This is a genomic window from Croceivirga radicis, from assembly GCF_002072105.2.
GTDB classification, from domain to species: domain Bacteria; phylum Bacteroidota; class Bacteroidia; order Flavobacteriales; family Flavobacteriaceae; genus Croceivirga; species Croceivirga radicis.
The window spans coordinates 143,141-165,362 of sequence record NZ_MTBC01000005.1 but is presented as its reverse complement, the minus strand read 5'-3'; the positions used below and the strand labels follow the sequence as shown (position 1 = coordinate 165,362).

The 22,222-nt window shown below is 37.6% G+C and carries 18 protein-coding genes; 6 read left to right on the top strand and 12 right to left on the bottom strand.

Going from position 1 to position 22,222, the window contains the following annotated elements:
- The 3 genes from BUL40_RS09500 to BUL40_RS09490 are packed head-to-tail and all read right to left on the bottom strand — an operon-like array spanning window position 1 to window position 5,555.
- A complete protein-coding gene (locus BUL40_RS09500) occupies window positions 1–2,037 on the bottom strand; it encodes an alpha-L-arabinofuranosidase C-terminal domain-containing protein (RefSeq protein WP_080319061.1) in 2,037 nt (678 codons plus the stop codon).
- A gap of 1 nt (window position 2,038) precedes the next feature.
- A complete protein-coding gene (locus BUL40_RS09495) occupies window positions 2,039–4,006 on the bottom strand; it encodes a glycoside hydrolase family 127 protein (RefSeq protein ID WP_244901849.1) in 1,968 nt (655 codons plus the stop codon).
- Between the two features lie 7 nt (window positions 4,007–4,013).
- A complete protein-coding gene (locus BUL40_RS09490) occupies window positions 4,014–5,555 on the bottom strand; it encodes an alpha-N-arabinofuranosidase (RefSeq protein WP_080319059.1) in 1,542 nt (513 codons plus the stop codon).
- Between the two features lie 187 nt (window positions 5,556–5,742).
- Between BUL40_RS09490 and BUL40_RS09485 the strand changes: the two genes are divergently transcribed.
- Complete coding sequence (locus BUL40_RS09485) at window positions 5,743–6,477, top strand: NUDIX hydrolase (protein ID WP_010517668.1); 735 nt, start codon at window positions 5,743–5,745, stop codon at window positions 6,475–6,477.
- 167 nt (window positions 6,478–6,644) lie between these two features.
- Here BUL40_RS09485 and BUL40_RS09480 read toward each other — a convergent pair whose 3' ends face one another.
- Window positions 6,645–7,157 carry a GNAT family N-acetyltransferase gene (locus BUL40_RS09480; RefSeq protein WP_080319058.1) on the bottom strand — a complete coding sequence of 171 codons (513 nt, stop codon included), beginning with the start codon at window positions 7,155–7,157 and terminating at the stop codon, window positions 6,645–6,647.
- Between the two features lie 298 nt (window positions 7,158–7,455).
- Between BUL40_RS09480 and BUL40_RS09475 the strand changes: the two genes are divergently transcribed.
- From BUL40_RS09475 to BUL40_RS09455, 5 genes are all read left to right on the top strand, one after another.
- The gene (locus BUL40_RS09475) at window positions 7,456–9,555 is read left to right on the top strand and encodes a bifunctional aldolase/short-chain dehydrogenase (RefSeq protein WP_080319057.1); all 2,100 of its coding nucleotides are present in this window, start codon (window positions 7,456–7,458) and stop codon (window positions 9,553–9,555) included.
- A gap of 78 nt (window positions 9,556–9,633) precedes the next feature.
- On the top strand, window positions 9,634–10,914 hold the full coding sequence (locus tag BUL40_RS09470) for a TIM barrel protein (protein ID WP_080319056.1): 1,281 nt from the start codon (window positions 9,634–9,636) through the stop codon (window positions 10,912–10,914).
- Window positions 10,915–10,923: 9 nt separating this feature from the next.
- Window positions 10,924–12,297, top strand: coding sequence for an FGGY-family carbohydrate kinase (locus BUL40_RS09465; protein WP_080319055.1), 1,374 nt, complete (start codon window positions 10,924–10,926; stop codon window positions 12,295–12,297).
- Window positions 12,298–12,299: 2 nt separating this feature from the next.
- Window positions 12,300–13,445, top strand: coding sequence for an alpha-hydroxy acid oxidase (locus tag BUL40_RS09460; RefSeq protein ID WP_080319054.1), 1,146 nt, complete (start codon window positions 12,300–12,302; stop codon window positions 13,443–13,445).
- Window positions 13,446–13,471: 26 nt separating this feature from the next.
- Window positions 13,472–14,878 carry a purine-cytosine permease family protein gene (locus BUL40_RS09455; RefSeq protein ID WP_080319053.1) on the top strand — a complete coding sequence of 469 codons (1,407 nt, stop codon included), beginning with the start codon at window positions 13,472–13,474 and terminating at the stop codon, window positions 14,876–14,878.
- 31 nt (window positions 14,879–14,909) lie between these two features.
- On the opposite strand, the gene BUL40_RS09450 is transcribed toward BUL40_RS09455, so the two are convergent.
- The 8 genes from BUL40_RS09450 to BUL40_RS09415 all read right to left on the bottom strand — a co-directional run bounded on the left by BUL40_RS09450 (window position 14,910) and on the right by BUL40_RS09415 (window position 22,149).
- Entirely contained in the window at window positions 14,910–15,608 is a 699-nt protein-coding gene (locus tag BUL40_RS09450; RefSeq protein ID WP_080319052.1) for a hypothetical protein, read from the bottom strand.
- A 170-nt stretch (window positions 15,609–15,778) separates the two neighbouring features.
- Window positions 15,779–17,149 carry a 30S ribosomal protein S6--L-glutamate ligase gene (rimK, locus tag BUL40_RS09445; protein ID WP_010519631.1) on the bottom strand — a complete coding sequence of 457 codons (1,371 nt, stop codon included), beginning with the start codon at window positions 17,147–17,149 and terminating at the stop codon, window positions 15,779–15,781.
- 11 nt (window positions 17,150–17,160) lie between these two features.
- Window positions 17,161–17,946 (bottom strand): RMD1 family protein, encoded by a 786-nt coding sequence (locus BUL40_RS09440; RefSeq protein ID WP_080319051.1) that lies wholly within the window; start codon window positions 17,944–17,946, stop codon window positions 17,161–17,163.
- 19 nt (window positions 17,947–17,965) lie between these two features.
- Window positions 17,966–18,412 carry an NUDIX hydrolase gene (locus BUL40_RS09435; RefSeq protein WP_080319050.1) on the bottom strand — a complete coding sequence of 149 codons (447 nt, stop codon included), beginning with the start codon at window positions 18,410–18,412 and terminating at the stop codon, window positions 17,966–17,968.
- Between the two features lie 44 nt (window positions 18,413–18,456).
- Window positions 18,457–18,762, bottom strand: a complete 306-nt coding sequence (locus BUL40_RS09430) for a hypothetical protein (RefSeq protein WP_080319049.1) — start codon at window positions 18,760–18,762, stop codon at window positions 18,457–18,459.
- A 32-nt stretch (window positions 18,763–18,794) separates the two neighbouring features.
- Window positions 18,795–19,769: a deoxyhypusine synthase family protein gene (locus BUL40_RS09425; RefSeq protein ID WP_010519635.1), complete on the bottom strand. Its 975-nt coding sequence runs from the start codon at window positions 19,767–19,769 to the stop codon at window positions 18,795–18,797.
- The gene (gene speB / locus BUL40_RS09420) at window positions 19,759–20,697 is read right to left on the bottom strand and encodes an agmatinase (RefSeq protein WP_080319048.1); all 939 of its coding nucleotides are present in this window, start codon (window positions 20,695–20,697) and stop codon (window positions 19,759–19,761) included. Before speB ends, BUL40_RS09425 begins: the two co-directional genes overlap by 11 nt.
- A 54-nt stretch (window positions 20,698–20,751) precedes the next feature.
- Entirely contained in the window at window positions 20,752–22,149 is a 1,398-nt protein-coding gene (locus tag BUL40_RS09415) for an arginine decarboxylase (protein WP_080319047.1), read from the bottom strand.
- Between the last annotated feature and the right edge of the window lie 73 nt (window positions 22,150–22,222).

The window sequence follows — 22,222 nt, the reverse complement described above, 5'->3', positions numbered from 1 at the left end:
TTACTTGATTTTAAATTTGACAACGTTTAAAGATCGTGGTGCCAATTGTAACTGCACCATATCTTCTTTTGCTGTGATTTCTTCTACTTGCGGAACAATATTATTGGGATTTTCAAATGAATTAATTTCCTCTAACCCGTCACTGGTCAACACCGTCTTGGTTCCCTTGGCAACTACATCTTGTCCTTTTAGTTTGATATTTACCTCTTGGGCCTGGCTCGCTGTATTTACAATCTTAAATATCACCTCTTGGGTACTGCTATCTATCACGGCCGATGCATATAGATTATTTTGGCCAGTAAGTGGCTTATCATTCTTGGTTATGCCAATTAAGTTGGTGCCAGGATTGTTAGAGAATAATTTTTGCACTTGATAATTGGGTGTGGGCACTGCCTCTAAGTTGTTGAACCAAATTAAATCTGGAGCCCACTGCCATGCGTCTGCATGTGCCATTAAAGGTGCATAGGAAGTTAAGTGTACCAGATCTGCATTACGTTCCAATCCGGTCATAAAGGCCGCTTCTGCCAATGCCGCTTGCCAATTATTTTCTACTATACCATCTTTGTCTTTAGGATGGGCTGCATATTCGCCTGCAAAAACTTTTGGCCCGTTACGGTCATAAGAATCATACCTATCCGCATTTTCTAAAAACCACTCTGGAGATTTATAATAATGCTCATCTACCAAGGCTACATCCAGTTCGTTTAATTGTTCCCAACCATACTCGAACATATCACCATCTGGAAAAGGCCCTGGGGTAGAAACCACGGTTATTTCTGGGTGTTTTTCTGCCAAAATTGCTGCAAACACCTTATACCGTTCAAAATACTCTGGTCCCCATTGTTCATTACCAATTCCAATGTATTTCATTTGAAATGGTTCTGGATGCCCCATCTCTTTGCGCAAACTACCCCATTTGGTATTGGTGCTGCCATTGGCAAATTCTATCAAATCCAAAGCATCTTGCACATAAGGGTCTAAATCTTCTAACGGTACCAGCTCGCCAGAGTTGAATTGGCATGCCATTCCACATCCTAAAATAGGTAGTGGCTCCGCACCTAAATCTTCGGATAATTGGAAATATTCAAAAAATCCCAATCCGAAACTTTGGAAATAGTCTGGCGCATTTTTATTAGGGAACTCTATATTCCAACGATTTATCATTAGTTCGCGTTCGTCCCAAGCGCCTACGGTCTTTTTCCATTGGTAACGGTTGTCCAAATTCATTCCCTCAACAATACAACCACCAGGAAAACGTACAAATCCAGGATTTAAACCATCCAAAAGCGTTACCAAATCTTTACGTAGTCCCTTTTTTCTTCCTTTCCAAGTCTCCTGCGGAAATAAAGAAACCAAGTCCATATCTATACTTCCTTTTCCGCTAAAGGTTATTTTTAGTTTACCCTTGGCAACAGTTTTATTGGGTTGCAAAGTAGCCGTATAGGTTTGCCATTCTTCATGTTCTTTTGGTATTATGTTTGTTTGGCCTACAACCGTATTGGTAGTATCCAATAAAGCAACGGATATTTGCGTAATACCTTTGTTTTTAGCCAAGGAAAGTGATAAATCATACTTTGCGTCTGCTTTTACCCCAATACCCCTAAAACCTTCGTTATACAACTCATAACGTTGGTCGTTCTCTACCATCACATGAACATATCTTTTGTTGCCCTTACCATTTACATAATCTGTAACCTTGGCAAAGCCAGAATCTCCATTTAGTGAATAACGTACACTATTAGGTTCGTGCCATCCCATTTTTGGATTAGGAAATTCAAAAGACCTATTCTTGATTAATTCAGCATAGATACCCCCATCTGCACCAAAATTGATGTCTTCAAAGAAAACGCCATACATGGTAGGTTGTATAACAATACCGGTATCTGAAAAATCTACGACCAAGTCTGATTTGGTTTCAAATTCTTTGGAAACCGCTTTATTGTTATCTATGGTATTTTGCGGTTGTTTTTGTTTACAACTACTTGCTATTACCAATAGTAGTAAGGCGGTTATTGCACCCTTTATTATTTTGTTCATATTATTTTTTATCTATCCAAACTTTCATTTTATTAACACCTCTATTAGACCAGCTATAATAAGGTATAGCGGTAAATGTTGCCGTCTCTATTAAGTTTATGCTGCCAAGATGTTCTTCGCCGCTTTTAATAGTAAATTCTTCGATACCGCTAATGGCTATATCCTCAAAATTATTTTGGTTATCCACTTCCTCAATAGCATAAACAATAGGACCACGTTCCAAAGCCACCTTACCTCTATTTTCCACCACCCTGGTGTTGGTCTTAACCAATTTCACATCCATTGGAAATTCTATTTCTATTACATCATTGTTAGCCCACCTTCTATCTAGACTTAGGTAACCTTCTTTACTATCTATTGCGGTTGCCTTACCATTTACTTTAATTTTTATAGGAAATGAAGGGTTGGGGTTTTCATATTGATATAGCCCACTTGGCAACACTTGATTTTGTGCCCAGCCCGGCACCCTAAAATGAATTGGAAATGTATATGGTTTAGCTGTATTTACAGTAAAGCGAATAGTACCATCCCACGGATAATTGGTTTCTTGTACAACATTAAGTTCGGTGGATTTAAGATTTATAGTTGCAGAATTGCTCGCGTATAGGTTTACGAATAACTCATTTGCTCCCTTGGAGTAAAGTAACCCTGGAATAGAAGGTATAAACCGAATTAAGTTGGTAGGACAACAACTACAAACGAACCAATCCTTACGCGTGCATGCACCTTGATTAAATTGATATAACCCATCAGATTCTAATGGATTTGGGTAAAAGAATTGTTTTCCATCGAGAGAAATACCAGAGATTAAACCGTTGTATAGCGTTCTTTCGATTATATCAAAATAGTGGGCTTTCCCTTTTAAATTGTGCAATCTGTGATTCCAGTAAACATCTCCTATGGCCGCGCAGGTTTCATTATAAGCTGTAAGATTGGGCAATTCGTAATTAGCACCAAAAGCTTCTCCATCATGTTTAGCACCAATACCACCCGTGATATACATTTTTTTTTCAACCATATTCTGCCACAACGTATCAACAGCACGTAAATAGGAAGTATCTTTCATAATAGCAGCAATATCTGTCATAGCAGCATACATATAAACAGCTCGTACTGCATGCCCTACCACCTCTTTTTGTTGAGTAACAGGTAGATGGTCTTGAGAGTAAGCGCCGAACAACTTTCTATCTCTTGCTACTCCCCTATTATCTAAAAAAAACTTAGCTAAGTCTTTGTAGGCTACTTCTCCAGTAATTTGATATAATTTTAAAAGACCTGTCTCTATAATTTGGTGCCCCGGCACTGTTTGTATTTGGTTTTGCTCAGCCCCAAATGTCTTCACCATTAAATTGGCATTTTTTAAGGCTATATCTAAAAAATCTCGCTTACCTGTGGCCTTGTAATGTACAACCGCCGCCTCATATAGATGTCCTGCGTTATATAATTCGTGGCTCATATTTAAGGACTCCCATCTTTTACCCTCTTTAACTTGAACCCAATTTGCAGGAGGTTTTCCGGGATTTATGGTGCGCCAGGTAGTTAGATAACCATCTTTTTCTTGGCCAACCTTAATTATTTGAATCAGGGAATCTAAAAGTTGATTTAATTGTGGATTTGGTGCACTTATTGGAGAGTTGGAGGCCCCTTCTATAATTTTGTAAACATCCGTATCATCAAAAGGCATGGTACCCCTAGTTGCGCCTTCTAGTTGACCTCCTGCAATTAAAAAGTTATCGAACCTGCCTTCTTCTTTACACTTTTTTATAGCAAATGCTATCGTCTGCTCCTGAACCTTTTCTATAATGGGTAACCAAAAAGCATCTGTAAGTTGTACTTGCTGAATATTTACCGGTTGTATAGGATATTCAGAGTTTCCAACAGATGATTCTCCAAGTTGTCTTGATGTTTCTTTTAGGTTACAAGAAACCAATAAGAAAAGTATCCAGAAACAACTTAACCATTTATACATTTCTATGCTACTTAGAATTAAATACAACTAAAGCATGTTTAGGCATGTTAACAATTAGCTTATCTCCTTTAACCTTAAAATCTTTAAAAGGCATTGGTTTTACGCTATCTGGATTTTGAAATGAATTGTGCGCCGTAATATTATTGGAGGCCAATTGTTGGGCTGTAAACTTCTTAGAAGAGATATGCTGCAGATCTATGACTACTTCTATTTGCTCGTTGGCATCTATGTTCACCAAAGAAATATTAATGCCTTCCGTATTGGATTTTGAGGCCGAAACTGATATAGAAGGCAAGCCTCTGTACGCCGTATTATTGGTAATTGTAGTTGGTAGCAAGGTAGCATCTTGGTGTACCTTATATAAATTCATGACATGATAAGTTGGGGTTTTAATCATTTTTTCCCCTTCTGTTAAGATTACGGCTTGTAACACATTTACCATTTGGGCCAAATTTGCCATTTTTACCCGTCTTGCATGGTTGTTAAAGGTATTAAGCACCGTACCCGCTATCATTACATCCCGCATGGTATTTTGCTGGTACAGTACCCCTTTTTTTACTTCGGGCTCAGCATCGTACCAACCGCCCCATTCGTCTACAAATAAATCAACTTTGCCATCAGGGTCATATTTATCCATAATAGCAACATGTTTGGTCACATATTCCTCCATTTTCAGGGCCTGTTCCATACTTTTATAGTAAACTTCTTCGTCAAAGTTTAAAGAGGGCCCCTTATCTTCCCAGTTAAAAACGGCATAATCATGCAATGCCACTGCCTCCATAAGGTGATGGGGCACATTTTTCATTAAGGTTTCCGTCCAATGATAATCGTCCTCAGAAGCACCTGAAGCTATTCTAACAATTTTAGTTTCACCGGACCAACCTGGCATAAAGGTGGCGTACTGTCTATAAATATTGGCATAAAACTCCGCCGTCATATTACCTCCACATCCCCAGGTCTCATTACCCACTCCCCAATATTTAACCTTCCAAGGTTGCGCCCTACCGTGCTCTCTTCTCCAGTCTGCCATAGGGCTTTTACCATCATGGTTGGTATACTGCACCCAATCTATAAGTTCTTGGACCGTACCACTGCCTACGTTTGCAGATAGGTACGGTTCTGCACCTAGAACCTCACAAAGATTTAAAAAATCATGGGTTCCAAAACTATTATCCTCTGTAGTGCCGCCCCACCAACGGTTCACTATAGTAGGCCTTTCTTCTTTTGGTCCAACACCATCTTTCCAATGGTAGGTATCTGCAAAACAACCGCCTGGCCATCTTAAATTTGGAATTCGTAATTCTTTAAGGGCTGCTATAATATCATTACGAACACCAGCAGTGTTTGGGATAATTTTGTTGGTATCACCCACGTATAAACCATCGTAGATACACCTTCCCAAGTGTTCTGCAAAATGCCCATATATGTGTTTACTTATAATTGGGGCCTTTTCATCTAGTTTAATAGAAATGTTTACTTCTTGCCCCCATCCTACCAAGGAATATAACCATAGTAGTGGCACATAAAATAAGATTGCTTTAGTTTTCATAATTACAGCTTGTTGTGGTATCTTTTCAAAGTTGTATCTCTAATTACTAGAGGGCAATTTTAAAAAGTGTCAGTTTTACATTTGTAAATTAAGGAAAGAATACCCTTACTACCAAAGAAACGGTCAAAAAAATGTACTTTTGACACTTAACATTTTTCGTAACTAACATTAGCTATTAACATTAGACATGAATCAATCAGAACTGGACAAAATCACGAACGTAGACCAGCCCCTTACTTATTATGAAAAAGAAGACCAAGTTTTACTAGCGGTAGACTGTATTATTTTTGGATTTGACCAAAACAAATTAAAACTGTTATTGGTAAAAAGAAATATTGAACCAGAGTTTGGCAAGTGGTCTTTGATAGGTGGATTTATGAAAAAAAATGAAAACCTAGATACTACCGCCGCAAGGGTTTTATATACACTTACCGGATTGAGTGATATTTATATGGAACAGCTCTACACCTATAGTAAAGTGGACCGTGACCCAGGGCAGCGAGCCATTTCTGTATCTTACTTTGCTTTGATAGACGTAGCCAACCACCAGTTTGATGGTATACAATTAGATTCTGCTAAATGGTTTGATTTAGATGAAGCTCCCAAACTGATATTTGACCACCAAGACATGGTAGATAAAGCAATAGCCAGGTTAAGAAGACGCGCCCTTTCTAAGCCTATTGGTTTTGAATTGTTACCCGAAAAATTTACCATGCGCCAGCTACAAACCCTATATGAGTCCATTTTGGATAAAAAACTGGACAAACGAAACTTTATCAATAAAATAAACTCTTTGGACGTTCTAATTAAATTAGAAGAAAAAGATAAAACGGTTTCTAGAAAGGGGGCTTACCTCTATAATTTTGATAAAGATAAATATGAGAAAAAGGTCAAGGAAGATGGTTTTAGTTTTAAACTTTAATTATATAACAAGGAATTAAAAGTCATTTTTGCTTTTTATTTAGCGTAGCTAAATGCTAACAAGAAGAAATTTAAGCTAATTAATTAGCTTAAATTTCTTCTTTTAGTTTTGGCATGTTACCTGCAATTCATTCGTTTTATAAAAACTTAGAAAATACAGTAATCAGATTATTTCAAGTTCAATCGCATCATAAAATCAGTTTGCATATCTGAACCTAGTAAAAATGTGTGCGTATCAAAAACTTCAAACCCATTCTTTTTGTAAAATTGAATTGCCTTTGGGTTTTCTTCCCATACGCCTAACCAGATATAGGTTACTGCTTTCTCTTTAGCAACCGCTATAGCCTTTTTTAAAAGTTGTAGACCTAAACCTTTGCCCTGATAGGCTTTTTTTAGGTAAATACGTTCTATCTCTAGGCTTTTAGCATCTTTGAGTTCTGTTTGCGCACTACCCACATTAAGTTTTAAATAACCAACATTTTCGTTTTCTAATTCTAGAAAGTAGAAAAAGACATTTACATCTTTTAGCTCTGAGCATAGCACTGTTTTAGAAAAATTGGTTTCTAAATAGTGTTTCATGTCGGCGGCGGTATTTTTTGCGCCGTACGTATCAAAAAACGTAGTTTTTGATAATTCCACTAACGCATCAATATCTTTTAGAGTTACTTCTCTTACTATCATAATAAATATAAAATCTCAACCTATTTCGCACTTAAAAATTTAGTTGACCAACGGTTCAAAACAACCTAGACAACCCGTTTAAAACAGCCCTAAAATTACTATCTAAGGTAAACCTTTCATTTTATGCACCAACTTAATCATTGTAAAATAGCCCATTAAACAATTGAAAGTATTTATATTAAGGGTGTAACGGATTACTTTTTCCGTTATGTAATAAAATTAAAACAGAACAGTACAGGACACTTAAAAATGCCTCAGGAATTACTTTTACCCTAAACCATATAAAATAGAACTTCTGATGTCCATAAAAACCTTTAAACACGTAAACTATCTATGGAATGAGCAAAAAGCTGCAGAATTGGGAGACGACCAAGTAGCGCTTTTTCTATATCGTTCCAACATTTTAGGAGCAGATTTACGTATTACCAATTACGGTGGAGGAAATACCAGTTGTAAAACCATAGAAAAAGACCCACTAACCAACGAGGAGGTAGAAGTAATGTGGATCAAAGGTTCCGGTGGCGATATTGGCACTTTAAATAGGGCTGGAATAGCAGGCCTGTATACCGAAAGACTTAGAAACCTCAAAAAAGTTTACAAAGGGCTTCATGACGAAGACCGCATGGTTGGCTTATTTAATCATTGCATATACGATTTAGATAGTAGAGCGCCATCTATAGACACCCCCTTACATGGCCTACTACCTTTTAAACATATAGATCATTTACATCCGGATGCATTAATTGCTGTAGCTGCAGCAAAAGATAGCGAAAAGGTTACCAAAGAAATATGGGGAGATACCATGGGTTGGGTACCTTGGCAAAGACCAGGTTTTGATTTAGGATTACAGTTAGAAAAGTGCCTTAACGATAACCCGGGAATTAGGGGCATTGTTCTAGGTAGCCATGGATTATTTACATGGGGCGACACTTCTTATGAATGTTATATGAATAGCCTAGAAGTAATTGAGATGGCCTCTGAATACATTACCAAAAAAATAAAAGAAAAAGGCAGTGTATTTGGTGGGCAAAAAGTACAATCTTTAGCAGCAGACATACGTAAAGAAAAAGCAGCCCAGTTAATGCCATTGCTACGTGGCCTATGTTCTTCTGAAAATAGGATGATTGGCCATTTTTCTGATAGCGATGTTGTTTTAGAGTATATTAATAGCAACGATTTATATAAATTGGCGCCAATGGGTACCTCTTGCCCAGACCATTTTTTAAGGACTAAAATACAGCCGTTGGTATTGGACTTGGGTACAGACGAGGATTTTTCTAATTCTGAGGCTGTTTTGGACAAATTAAAGCCTGCATTCGAAAAATACAGACAAGAATACGCTACCTATTACAATACCTGTAAACGAGATAATAGCCCGGCAATGCGAGACCCAAATCCGGTAATTATTATCTATCCTGGAGTAGGAATGTTCAGTTTTGCAAAAAACAAACAGACCACCCGTGTGGCTAGCGAGTTTTATATTAATGCAATTAATGTAATGCGGGGCGCAGAGGCTATTAGTGCTTACACCTCTTTGCCCAGACAAGAAGCTTTTGATATAGAGTATTGGCTGTTAGAAGAGGCCAAGCTACAACGCATGCCCAAAGAAAAACCTTTATCTAGAAAAGTGGCCTTGGTTACTGGAGCCGGTGGAGGTATAGGAAAAGCCATTGCGGACAAACTAGCAGAAGAAGGGGCCAACATTGTTTTAACGGATATTGCCGAAGACCGTTTAAAAGAAGCTGAAGCTACCTATAAAAGAGATGTTGCAACCTATGCCGTTTGCGATGTTACCAATGCAAATTCCATAGCCCAAGCTTATAAAAAGGCCTGTCTAGAATTTGGAGGAATAGACATTGTGGTACACAGTGCCGGATTGGCCATTAGTAAACCACTAGAAGCCCACACAGAACAAGATTGGGACCTTTTACAAAATGTTTTGGTAAAAGGCCAGTTTGAGCTAGCAAAACAAGCGGTTGCCCTGTTAAAGCAACAAGGATTAGGGGGCGATTTTATAAGTATAGCCAGTAAAAACGGATTGGTATCTGGTCCTAATAATGTAGGTTATGGTACCGCAAAAGCAGCACAACAACATATGGTAAGACTTTTGGCCGCAGAATTAGGTTCAGATGATATTCGCGTTAATACCGTAAATCCAGATGGTGTCATAGTTGGTAGTAAAATATGGGAAGGAGATTGGGCAGAAGGCAGAGCCAAGGCTTATGGTATATCTGTAGATGAATTACCGGCCCACTATGCCAAAAGAAACCTTTTAAATAAGATTATTTATCCTGCAGATATTGCCGATGGCGTTTTTGCTCTTGTGGGTATATTAACCAAAACCACAGGAAATATTATAAATGTAGATGGCGGTATGGCAAATGCATTTGTAAGATAATCTCCTTAGGATAATTTAATTAACTTATCATATGCTTAGCGTTGCTAATTAGCTAAGCACCTAAGACAAACTAAACGCATGAAGATTTCTAAAGACCAAATATATAATACAAACCAAAAGAAAATTACGCAACACCATGCACGTTTTGATTTTCTGGCAAATGAACTAGATGCAAGTGGGTTACAAGTTAATGAACTAGTAGACAAATTGGTAGCGTTTCAAGTGGCTATTCCAAGTTGGGCGCTAGGTGCGGGCGGTACCCGTTTTGGCAGATTTTCGTATCAGGGCGAGCCCAGCTCTTTAGAACAAAAAATTGAAGATATTGGCTTGTTACACCAACTCACGCAAACCGCGGGAGCTGTTTCACTTCATATTCCATGGGATATCCCCGAGGATACCTTGGCTATTAAAGAAAAAGCCCTAGAAAATAGGATTGTTTTTGACGCGGTTAATTCCAATACTTTTCAAGACCAAAAGAATCAAGCGTTTAGCTATAAATTTGGTTCGCTTTGCAATACTAACAAAGCCGTTAGGGAACAAGCTATAGCACACAATAAAGAAGTCATAAAAATTGGTAACGATTTAGGCTCCAAGAGTTTAACCGTATGGCTGGCAGATGGTGCTAATTTTCCAGGGCAAAATAACTTTCAAACGGCACTGTCCCATACAGAGGATAGCTTAAAAGAAATTTACAAGTACTTACCAGAAGACTGGAAATTATTTATAGAATACAAACCTTACGAACCCAATTTTTATAGTACCGTAATTCAAGATTGGGGCACCTCTTTTATGCTAGCAAACGCATGTGGCCCCAAAGCGTACACTTTGGTAGATTTAGGGCATCATTTGCCCAATACCAACATAGAACAAATTGTTGCCACTTTAATGCTAAAAGGCAAGCTAGGTGGGTTTCATTTTAACGATAGTAAATATGGAGATGATGATGTAACCGTAGGTAGCATAAAACCGTATAGCCTGTTCCTTATTTTTAACGAGTTGGTATATGGTATAGAGAACAATAAACAGAACCCATACCCAGCTTGGATGATAGATGCCAGCCATAATACCAAGGACCCTTTGGAGGATCTAATGCAATCATTGGAAGCAATCCAAATTGCATATGCAAAGGCATTATTGGTAGACCAAACAAAATTGAAAGCCGCTCAACAAGAACATGACGTAGTTGCATGTCAAGAGATATTACATGCTGCTTATAATACAGATGTAAGACCCTTGGTAGCTCAGGCTAGAATTAACGCTGGCGGTGCCGTAACCCCCATAGAAACCTATAGAAACTTGCAAATTAGACAAAGTTTAATTGATATTAGAGGCAAGAATTCCGTGGCTTCCGGATTATAAAATATAACTATGTTGAAAGAGGTTACAGCGGTATTTGATATTGGTAAAACCAATAAGAAATTTTTTCTTTTTGATACCAATTTCAAGGAAGTTTATAGACGATACATCGAGTTAGAGCAAATTGTAGATGAAGACGGTTACCCAACCGAAAACATAGATGCACTACACCGTTGGATGAAGGCTGTTTTCCATGAAATTTTAAATGCTAAGAAATATGATATAACGTCCATAAATTTTTCATCCTATGGTGCCAGTTGGGTTCACTTAAATGAAAGAGGACAAGTAATCGCCCCGCTCTATAACTATACCAAAGAGCTTCCTAAAGACCTTATTGCTACTTTCTATAAAACGTATGGACCTGAATTGGCCTTTGGACAAACAACCGGAACTACCAATAGTGGTATGTTAAACGCTGGAATGCAGTTGTATTGGTTAAAACACCAAAAGCCCCATTTGTATAAAAAAATCAAATGGTCTATGCATTTACCCCAGTATTTAAGTTATATGTTCACAGGAATACCGGTAAGCGAATATACCAGTATTGGTTGCCACACAGCGCTTTGGGATTATGATAAACAAGATTATCACAGCTGGGTTTACCAAGAAGGTATACATGAAAAACTTGCTCCTATAGTTGCTGCAGAGACCAGTATAAATATGAAATACAACCAAAAACGCTTAAAAATTGGTGTAGGCATTCATGATAGTTCTTCAGCATTGTTGCCTTATGTTAGAAGCATAGACAGCAAGTTTGTTCTTCTTTCTACAGGCACATGGAGCATTTGCCTTAATCCTTTTTCTAATGGCATACTATCTAAAAATGATGTAGCGGATAATTGCATTAATTATATGCGCATAAATGGCGAACCCGTAAAAGCATCCAGATTATTTTTAGGCCATCTTTACAATACAAAAACCGAATGGCTGGCCAACTATTTCAATAAGCCTGTAGATTATCATAAAAAAGTAGCTTTTGATTCGCATATAATCGATAATCTAACTACGGGTAACTCCCACTATTTTACGTCACAACAAATAGAAAATTCAAATTCTGACCAACAAATCCATATTCCATTTAAATCTTATGAGGTAGCCTACCATCAATTGGTCTTAGAACTAGTAGAACTACAAGTTTCTTACATAAAAAAAGCCATAGGTCAGGATGTAATCACCAACCTGTATATGGATGGTGGATTCGCCAATAACCTAATTTTTGTAGAATTACTTTCTAGGGCGCTTCCTTCCATGAAAATAAAAACAACAGATGCTTCTTTAGGCTCTGCCCTAGGGGCGGCAATTGCTATTTCTAATGTAAAATTAGACGGGCAATTTTTACATAAAAATTACGCATTAAAAAAACATAGCCCACTTATAACCACTTAAATATGGCCTTTGATTTTGACACAAAATATCCTTCAATGGAAGATTTACGAGCAAAGGCCTATAAAAAAATGCCTCGGTTTGCTTTTGAATATCTAGATGGCGGATGCAATGAAGATATTAACCTGCACAGAAATACTGCGGAACTTAGAGAGGTAAAATTAAAACCTAGATACATAAGGGAATATAAAGGGGCAAATTTGAAAACCACATTATTTGGTAAAACCTATGATGCCCCATTTGGTGTTGCCCCAGTTGGCCTTCAAGGTCTAATGTGGCCAAATTCTCCCGAGATTCTGGCCAAGGCCGCATTGAAACACAACCTACCTTTTATTCTTAGTACGGTAACAACTATGAATATTGAGCGGGCAAGCGAATTAACAAATGGAAACGCTTGGTTTCAACTTTATAATCCGGCAGAGGATACTTTAAGAAATAATATTTTGGATAGAGCTGCGGCCGCAGAGGTTCCTGTTCTGGTTCTATTATGCGATGTACCCACCTTTGGATATAGACCAAGAGATTTTAGAAATGGTTTGGCTCTGCCACCAAAAATGACCCTAGCCAATATTTTACAAATTTTAGGTAGGCCGCATTGGGCGATTAATACTTTAAAATATGGCACTCCCACTTTTGAAACCTTAAAACCATATACACCAGAAGGTTTAAATCTTAAACAACTTGGGCAGTTTATGGATCAAACCTTTTCTGGGCGATTGAATGAAGAAAGAATTAAACCAATTCGAGATAAATGGAAAGGTAAACTGATCTTAAAGGGTGTAGCTAGCGAAGAAGATGCCTTAGCTGCAATAAGATTAGGTTTTGACGGAATAATTGTTTCCAATCATGGCGGTAGGCAATTGGATGCCGGTGAAGCGGCTATTGCTCCCTTAAAACGAATCAGTGAAAAATACAACGACCAAATTACCATTATGATGGATAGTGGCATGCGGTCCGGGCCAGATATTGCCAGAGCATTGGCTAGCGGCGCCGAATTTACCTTTCTGGGGAGGTCCTTTATGTACGGCGTTGGAGCTTTAGGCAACAAAGGTGGCAACCATACAATGGCCATGCTAAAAACACAATTACAACAAGTCTTAGAGCAACTTTGCTGCGAAAAAGTAACTGACCTGCCCAATTTTATACTTTAGAACAACTGCAAACAAACGGAATAACCATGAGCCAAATTAGTAACGAACAAGTAGTCATAGAAGAAATAGCGGGCGGTGAATTTGAGAGAACCCCAGTACCACAATCCAAATGGAAAGGGTGGAAAAACTTTTTGGGCATGTATGCCGGGGAACATGCCGCAGGTACCGAGTTTGTAATTGGCCCCTTATTCTTAACTACCGGGGTAAGTGCATTTGACCTAATTATTGGTTTGCTCTTAGGTAACTTTTTGGCGGTGTTGAGCTGGCGATTTTTAACAGCAGAAATTGCAGTTAAATACAGACTTACACTTTATTATCATCTAGAGAAGATATGTGGTAAAAAATTGGTTATTCTCTATAATCTAGCCAATGGAATTCTGTTTTGCTTTCTTGCCGGTTCCATGATTACCATATCTGCCACTGCGGTTGGTATTCCTTTTAATATGGAAATGCCCAAACTTACGGATACTATGCCTAACGGACCAACGTGGGTAATCATAGTTTTATTAATAGGTATTGTTATTTCCTTGATAGCCGCCAAAGGGTATGAAACGGTTTCTAAAGCAGCCAACTGGATGTCTCCCATTATTGTATTGGCCTTTTTAGTTTCTGGTATAGTTGCCTTAAATCAATTGGAAATAAATAGTTTTTCTGAATTCTGGGCCATTTGGGGAGAAGGAAGCGAGCCATTTCCCGGACAAATAAAGTATACATTCTGGCATGTTGCTATTTGGTCTTGGTTTGCCAATGCTGCTATGCATATTGGTATGTCTGATTTATCCGTATTTAGATTTGCAAAAAAACCGAATGTTGGGTGGACTACGGCTGCCGGTATGTATGTTGGCCACTTTATGGCATGGATAGCAGCAGCGCTGCTATATGCTGTTTATTTAAATTCTGCGGAAGCCCAAGCTATGCTTGCAAACGGCGAAGCGCCAACTGTTGCACCAGGACCATTAGCCTATAATGCAATTGGTTTTTTTGGAATTATAGCGGTAGTTTTAGCAGGTTGGACCACTGCCAACCCTACTATTTATAGGGCTGGTTTGGCTTTCCAGGCAATTTTACCAAAAACCTCAACATTTTGGGTTACCATATTAGCCGGTAGTATTGCTACAATTGCAGGTCTTTTTCCTGCATTTGCCATGAAACTTTTAGACTTTGTGGCATTATATGGCTTTATTTTAGCGCCAGTAGGTGCTATAATTGTATTTGAGTACTTTTTTGGCGCTAAATGGAACCACATCCCCTTTTATGCAGAAAAAAAGAATTTAGCGGTAAATACATCCGTATTGGCAGCATGGGCCATAAGCGCAATTGGTTGTTACCTAATCTCTGTTAATTTTGGAATATTTCTGTCTTTTGTTACACTACCAGCTTGGATTTTATGTGGGTTGCTCTTTTTATGGTTTAGCAAATTTCAGCAGGAGTAACTTATAATAACAGCATAAAAAACCTGCTGTTCTAATAAGAAGTTGTTAGCAATTGTGTAAAGGAGTTTGTACATGCGGTACTTAATCTTAAATCTATCTTTTCCAATTCTGATTTAATATGATTGTAACGGGCTAAATTTTGGTTATTGTTAGGGTGTGGACCATCAAATACAAACCGAAATACACTTTCTATTTCTTCATCTGTATACATAGAAAGTGCTTTGGCTACTGCTTGGGTATCTGATTCCAATGCATCTGCAAAACCAAACGCCTCTCTAATATGGTCTGCTTCCCATTTACCGCCAATATTAATAGCAATGTATTTTTTGTAGTAGATAGAATCTGGTATGGATGCTAATTCACTAAAATATTTTATAACTCCACTACCCTTTTCATGGTTGTATAAAGGTGCAGCTCCAAGATCATCATCATAACCAAAAACAAGTTTCATTTCTTCAAAAGAATTGGGAAAAGCACAAAAAAATTGTTGTTCCCATTTTTTCTTTATTTCCCCTTTTGACTCTTTGGCTTTTTCTAAAAATTTAAGTAGATAATCTGCTTGTTGCTGATACGTTTTAAAACTGTATAGTTTGCAGTCCTCTATACTTGCAAACACCGTTTTCTTATCAACTTGGTCTCTTTCGTTTACTTTGTCTACTACTTTTTTCTCAACCATTTCGGCACAAGAAATAAATAGCAGACCAATTAGTACCGTATAAATTCTAAGCATACTCCAAGTTTTACAATTAAATAGCCTTTTTAATCGCGTCTAATAATATCAAGGTATAAATTCTACACCAACTAGTATTTAAAACCATAATTATGATTATTGCTTTACGGGGAATTTAAACGCTAGATATTTAGAACAATAACAGAAATACTTGGCTACGCTAATTGTACTTAAACCGCCTTATATTTAAGCTTACGCTCAATAGTTTCAATCATGATATTGGCAATATCCAAACCGGTGGCATTTTCTATACCTTCTAATCCGGGAGAGGAGTTAACCTCTAATAATAAAGGCCCACGGTTACTACGTATTAAATCCACACCGGCAACGTCTAAATTCAATGCTTTGGCAGATTTAATAGCTAGCTTACGTTCTTCTGGTGTAATTTTAATTAATGAAGCTTTACCTCCTTGATGTATATTGGCCCTAAACTCACCTTTTTGTGCTTGCCTTTGCATTGAAGCAACCACCTTGCCATTTACTACAAAACAACGGATGTCTTGACCATTTGCCTCTTTAATAAACTCTTGAACCAAAATGTTGGTTTGCACGCTTTTAAAGGCATTAATAACACTTTCTGCCGCTTTATTGGTTTCTGCTAAAACCACACCTCTACCTTGGGTACTTTCTAACAGTTTAATGATCAAGGGTGCCCCATCTACCATACGTATTAAGTCTTTAGTATCTTGTGGCGATTTGGCAAACCCCGTTACGGGAATATGAATATCGTTTTTAGAAAATACCTGAGAGGCGTACAGTTTATCCCTTGACTTTGATATGGCATCCGCAGAATTTAAGCAGTACACTCCAAGGGTGTGAAATTGCCTTAGTAAGGCACAGCCGTAAAAGGTAACCGAGGGTTTTATACGTGGAATTACGGCGTCCATTTTGTCCAAAACATTACCTCCTCTATAGCGTACCTGCGGAGCAACGGCATCAAGTTTCATGTAGGCACTTTCTACGTTCAAGAAAACAACTTCGTGTCCACGCGCTTGGCCTGCCTCAACAATACGTTTGTTACTATACAAATTTGGATTACTGGCCAATAAGCCTATAGTTAATCCATCTTTTTTGCGCATATATGGTTTGTAAAGCACTTCTATTTCATCCTCGGAAATATCTCCCATTAAAAAACTTTTAGATGGGTCTACCAAAAAACGTTCGTTTAACGCCTCCCTACCTAAAAGCATTCTATACTCCATGGTATCTCTATTGGCCAGAGTTACCTCTATATCAAAATCTTGGTTACCAATAGTAACAAGGGTTTTTATAACCGGACGTTCTTCTGCAATACCTTGCGAACTTTTAACGGTACGCAACCCTACTAATTTAGCTTGGCATAAGATAGATATGCTTCTATTGTCTTGAATAGGATTTACCTCAAACCGAACCCATTCTTCTAACCCTTTAGAAAATATCTTAATTTTTGTGGCTTGTAAGGAAGAGGTTTTTGCTCCAGAATCTACCCTGGCCTTTACCGCAGGTATTCCTAATTCTTCTAGTTTACACCACTCCTCACTTGCTACAATGTTATCCATCATTTAATATAGTTTTAATAAATCATTCGCATAATAAATAAATCTAGCACCTCTACCAAAATTAATATGATGATAATCCATTCTAAGCGGCTACTTTCTTTATGGTCCATTATATCTTTGAACAAACTAAGGTTTTCCTTAATAATTGCCCCTTGCTCCTTAATGGTTCTGTAGCGCTCTTTTAGGTCGAACAATCGCTTTAAATCTTGATCTAGGTAATCTAGACTTACATCTTCCCAAGTTACTTCATGGGAATCAAAAATGTAGAGATTCTCTGATATTTGATTGTTAATATTAAGAACATGCCCAATATGTCGTTTTAATTTTTTACCCCCAATATCCAATTTACCGTGCAATTCTAAATTAGTAGTATGCATACGGGTTTCTTTCATAATTTGTTCCGATAGATTGGCATAATAATCCAATGCCACAGATTGGGCCAAGTGCATTAAGGTTAACCTTATCCCTTCTTGATTGTCTTCTTTAAGCTCTACCTCATTGGTTTTAACCCTTTTTACCACAGGGTTGGTTGTTAATTTTAAAGGTATGCTGTCTTCAAAATCAGAAACTCCCCAACCGGTAGCAAATTCTTTTAATTGCGATTTTATTTGTTTAATGGTGGTTTCTGGAATTTTATAGTAAGAGATAATACCGTATTTAAACAAGTACAAATAACCTTCTTGGTTACGGTAAAAAAGTTCGTCTCGGTCTCCAAATAATAATTGGCCCAAAGATAGGGTTGCACACTGGGCTATATCCAAGCTCTGTGCAACATGCATTGCATGTGCTATAGTTTCCATTGTAGTAAATGGTAATTTCTTAAACCGTTTTTATATTTCTAATAGTAGATTTTACCCTGTTCATTTCTAACTCCCTTCTAGATTTAAAGATGGTTTTTATAGCCAGCTTATCGGTCTTGTCCATATAAATCATGGCCGTTCTCCAATCTAACCAAAGGGTTTTTAAAAACTTATGCTTTTCTATGACAGCAATAGGGTTTGGTTCAAGGTTTATGTAATAATATTTTTTAGTGTATAGGGTAGTTTTGTCGCTCTTGGTATGGGTATAGAACAGCTCTAGCTCTTCAGCATTAATAGATAAAACTATTTCTTCTGCTGTTTCCCTAACTAAAGCATCGGTATATTTTTCGTGCTTCTTTTTTATGCCACCCGGCAGGGTATATTGCAAGGCCGCTCCTACCTTTCTCATAACAAGAACTTTTGAGCCGCTAATTGCTACCAATCTAGATTTGCATAACTTTTTCATATACCGATAAAATTGGGCAGGAGCACAACTCCTGCCCTACTAAGTTATTGTAATAACTTTAAACTTGTAATAATATAGACGTCAAATTCTTCATCCAATTCATCTATATCTGTTTCTACCTTATATGTTACCTGATATAATTTACCTTTGGCTTCTTCTGCCATAAGGTCCATTTTATCCGTAACTGCAGGTAGCGCACTAGAGAACTCATAGTAGTTTTCCTCATTGTCTACAAAAACATACATGTCGTTCTCAAAGCCAAGATAGGTGCCTACCACGGTTTCATCTTGTGTTACAAAAGGATTACTAGCGGTAAGAACAAAGGCCAATACAAAAGTTAATACTTTCATTTTTTAATTAAAATTACGTTTGCTTTCTAAGCTTAAAGATCTAATAAATAAGCGAAAATCAGGGGTGCCACTATAGTAGCATCTGATTCAACAATAAACTTAGGTGTATCTATATCTAGCTTACCCCAAGTAATCTTCTCATTTGGCACCGCACCGGAGTACGACCCATAACTAGTAGTAGAATCACTTATCTGGCAAAAGTAGCTCCAGAACGGTGTTTCCGTTTCCTCCATATCCTGATATAGCATAGGTACTACGCAGATAGGAAAATCCCCTGCAATACCACCACCTATCTGGAAAAATCCAATTCCGTTTTGGCTGTTGTCTCTATACCAACCTGCCAAAAAGGTCATATACTCTATCCCCGATTTTACGGTACTCGCTTTTAACTCTCCCTTTAGTACATAGCTAGCAAAAATGTTACCCATGGTGCTGTCTTCCCAACCGGGGACAACAATAGGCAAGTTTTTTTCTGCCGCAGCATACATCCAAGAATCTTTTAAATCTATCTCATAATATTCTTCTAAAACGCCAGAAAGTAACATTTTGTACATGTATTCGTGCGGAAAGTAACGTTCTCCTTTATCATCTGCATCCTTCCAAATCTTATGAACGTGTTTTTGCAGCCTTCTAAAGGCTTCCTCTTCTGGAATACAGGTATCTGTTACCCTATTTAGGCCGTTTTCTAGTAAATCCCACTCGTCTTGTGGTGTTAAATCTCTATAGTTTGGCACCCTTTTGTAGTGCGAATGTGCTACAAGGTTCATAATATCTTCTTCCAAGTTTGCACCCGTACAAGAAATAATTTGCACTTTGTCTTGGCGAATCATCTCTGCAAAACTTTTACCCAATTCTGCGGTACTCATTGCCCCAGCTAAAGACACCAACATTTTAGCGCCATTGTTTAGCTGTGCCTCGTACCCTTTTGCGGCATCTACCAAGGCAGCTGCGTTAAAGTGTAGGTAGTGTTTTTCTATAAAATTAGATATAGGTCCTTTATTGCTCATCGTAAAAATCTTCTGCGTTTAAATTTCTTTTGTGTAATGGTTCAGCTCCATCTAATTCTTCTGTTTCAATTTCGTCTTTTCTAAACTTATAGCTTAACATTTTGTAATATAGTTTTGCAGCTAAAAAGTCAGACGAGCGGTCTATCTTATTTGGGCAAAGCTCCACGATATCAAAACCTACCACGTTTTTGCTTTCAAAAATTTTGCTTAAAAACTCTAAGGTTTCGTACCACAATAAGCCACCTGGCTCCGGTGTTCCTGTAGATGGACAAATAGAAGGATCAAACGCATCCAAATCAAACGTGATGTAAACGTTGTCTGTCATTAATTCTATGGCGTTATCCATCCAAAAATCGTCCGTAACCATCTCATGCGCAAAAAACACTTTGTTATAATCCATAACCAAAGTTTCTGCATGGTCCATACTACGGATACCTACTTGTATTAAATTGGTGGTCTCATTGGCCTCATACAACGCACATGCATGGTTGTATTTGGTACCTTCGTACTCCTTACGCAAATCTGCGTGTGCATCTATCTGTACTACGGTTAAATCTTGGTAATATTCAGAAAAAGCACGTATTGCGCCTATAGAAACCGAATGTTCACCACCAAACATGGTTACTAATTTATTACGCTTAACCAGTTCTTTTACCTTATCGTGAACCGCGGCAACCATAGCTTCAGGAGAGTTAAAACCTTCCAAAGTATCTGCTAGGTAAATGCCTTCTTTATACACTTCACTATCGGTCTCTATATCATAGAGTTCCATATTCTCAGAAGCCTCCAAAAAAGCTTCTGGTCCCTTGTCTGCTCCTTTGCCCCATGTACTTGTACCATCATAAGCTACGGGCAATAAAACTACTTTAGACTTATCCATAGCGGCATATTGGTCTGGAATGCCAGCATAGGTCCTATTTTTTTTCATTTTAAAAGGGTACTAAAAATTATTTGTTGTTTTATTTTTTACGAAAATGCTCAATTACTTGGTATACCCTAAGATATCCATAAATTTGGCTGATGTCTGTTGTTCTGCAAAAACTTTTGTAGTTAGCTCACCATTTTCATCTCTATCTATTAGAATGTGTTTTGGTGCTGGTATTAAACAGTGTTGCAATCCGCCATAACCCCCTATAGACTCTTGGTATGCTCCTGTATTAAAGAAACCAATATATAAGGGTTTATCCTTTTTGTATTTTGGCAAATAAATAGCGTTCATGTGTTGCTCAGAGTTGTAGTAATCATCACTGTCACATGTTAAACCGCCAAGCAGAACACGCTCATACTCCTCATTCCAACGGTTTATAGCCAGTAAAATAAAGCGCTTATTTATAGCCCAAGAATCTGGCAAGGTTGTTATGAAAGATGAGTTGATCATGTTCCATTTTTCCCTATCATTTTGTTGTTTTTGGTACAATACCTCATAAATGGCACCGCCACTTTCGCCTACGGTAAAACTTCCAAATTCAGTGAAAATATGGGGCACATCTACTTTTGCTTCTTGGCATGCCTGGTTTATCTGATTGATGATTTCATCTATCATATAAGCATAATCATATTCAAACGCCAACGAATTTTTGATAGGAAAACCACCCCCAATATTTAGGCTATCCAAAGTAGGGCAAACGCGTTTAAGGTTAATATACACCTTTAAACATTTTAATAGTTCGTTCCAATAATAAGCGGTGTCCCTAATACCTGTGTTGATGAAAAAGTGAAGCATTTTAAGATTCACTTGCTCATTTTCTTTAATAGATTGATTGTAAAAAGGAACTATATTTTTGTAGCCAATACCCAACCTTGAAGTATAGAACTCAAATTTTGGTTCTTCTTCTGAAGCGATACGAATACCCACATTGAACGTACCGTTAATGTTGGACTGCAACAAGTTGAGCTCCTCATAGTTATCAATAATAGGAATGCAATTTTCGTGTCCGTTATTGATAAGGTCTGCAATATTGTTAATGTATTTATCGCGCTTAAACCCATTGCAAAGTACAAAGGTATCTTTGCTTATTTTTCCTTTAGATTTAAGGTGGTTTACAATATCGATATCAAAAGCCGAAGACGTTTCTATATGGATGTTATTCTTCAAGGCCTCATTCAACACATGCTGAAAATGCGAGCTTTTGGTACAATAGCAATAATGGTATTTACCCTTATACCCATGCTTTTTAATGGATTTGGCAAACCACTTTTGTGCACGTTGTATGTTGTCTGATATTTTTGGCAGGTATGTGAATTTTAAAGGTGCGCCATACTCAGCGATTAATCCTTTTAAATCGATACCATGAAATTCTAAATTGTTGTCTTTAAGTTGAAATTCCTCTTGTGGAAAGTCATAGGTTTGATCAATTAGATCAAAATATTTCGTTTTCATTTTTGTTTATGCATCTGTTAATCCTAAAATTCTAAAAAATACGAGGGAATAACAAGAATATCAGATACGAAAT

What these genes read in the sequence shown, in the direction of transcription:
- BUL40_RS09500 (WP_080319061.1), bottom strand. Translation starts at nt 2,037, where the DNA reads ATGAACAAAATAATAAAGGGTGCAATAACCGCCTTACTACTATTGGTA.
- BUL40_RS09495 (WP_244901849.1), bottom strand. Translation starts at nt 4,006, where the DNA reads ATGTATAAATGGTTAAGTTGTTTCTGGATACTTTTCTTATTGGTTTCT.
- BUL40_RS09490 (WP_080319059.1), bottom strand. Translation starts at nt 5,555, where the DNA reads ATGAAAACTAAAGCAATCTTATTTTATGTGCCACTACTATGGTTATAT.
- BUL40_RS09485 (WP_010517668.1), top strand. Translation starts at nt 5,743, where the DNA reads ATGAATCAATCAGAACTGGACAAAATCACGAACGTAGACCAGCCCCTT.
- BUL40_RS09480 (WP_080319058.1), bottom strand. Translation starts at nt 7,157, where the DNA reads ATGATAGTAAGAGAAGTAACTCTAAAAGATATTGATGCGTTAGTGGAA.
- BUL40_RS09475 (WP_080319057.1), top strand. Translation starts at nt 7,456, where the DNA reads ATGTCCATAAAAACCTTTAAACACGTAAACTATCTATGGAATGAGCAA.
- BUL40_RS09470 (WP_080319056.1), top strand. Translation starts at nt 9,634, where the DNA reads ATGAAGATTTCTAAAGACCAAATATATAATACAAACCAAAAGAAAATT.
- BUL40_RS09465 (WP_080319055.1), top strand. Translation starts at nt 10,924, where the DNA reads ATGTTGAAAGAGGTTACAGCGGTATTTGATATTGGTAAAACCAATAAG.
- BUL40_RS09460 (WP_080319054.1), top strand. Translation starts at nt 12,300, where the DNA reads ATGGCCTTTGATTTTGACACAAAATATCCTTCAATGGAAGATTTACGA.
- BUL40_RS09455 (WP_080319053.1), top strand. Translation starts at nt 13,472, where the DNA reads ATGAGCCAAATTAGTAACGAACAAGTAGTCATAGAAGAAATAGCGGGC.
- BUL40_RS09450 (WP_080319052.1), bottom strand. Translation starts at nt 15,608, where the DNA reads ATGCTTAGAATTTATACGGTACTAATTGGTCTGCTATTTATTTCTTGT.
- rimK (WP_010519631.1), bottom strand. Translation starts at nt 17,149, where the DNA reads ATGATGGATAACATTGTAGCAAGTGAGGAGTGGTGTAAACTAGAAGAA.
- BUL40_RS09440 (WP_080319051.1), bottom strand. Translation starts at nt 17,946, where the DNA reads ATGGAAACTATAGCACATGCAATGCATGTTGCACAGAGCTTGGATATA.
- BUL40_RS09435 (WP_080319050.1), bottom strand. Translation starts at nt 18,412, where the DNA reads ATGAAAAAGTTATGCAAATCTAGATTGGTAGCAATTAGCGGCTCAAAA.
- BUL40_RS09430 (WP_080319049.1), bottom strand. Translation starts at nt 18,762, where the DNA reads ATGAAAGTATTAACTTTTGTATTGGCCTTTGTTCTTACCGCTAGTAAT.
- BUL40_RS09425 (WP_010519635.1), bottom strand. Translation starts at nt 19,769, where the DNA reads ATGAGCAATAAAGGACCTATATCTAATTTTATAGAAAAACACTACCTA.
- speB (WP_080319048.1), bottom strand. Translation starts at nt 20,697, where the DNA reads ATGAAAAAAAATAGGACCTATGCTGGCATTCCAGACCAATATGCCGCT.
- BUL40_RS09415 (WP_080319047.1), bottom strand. Translation starts at nt 22,149, where the DNA reads ATGAAAACGAAATATTTTGATCTAATTGATCAAACCTATGACTTTCCA.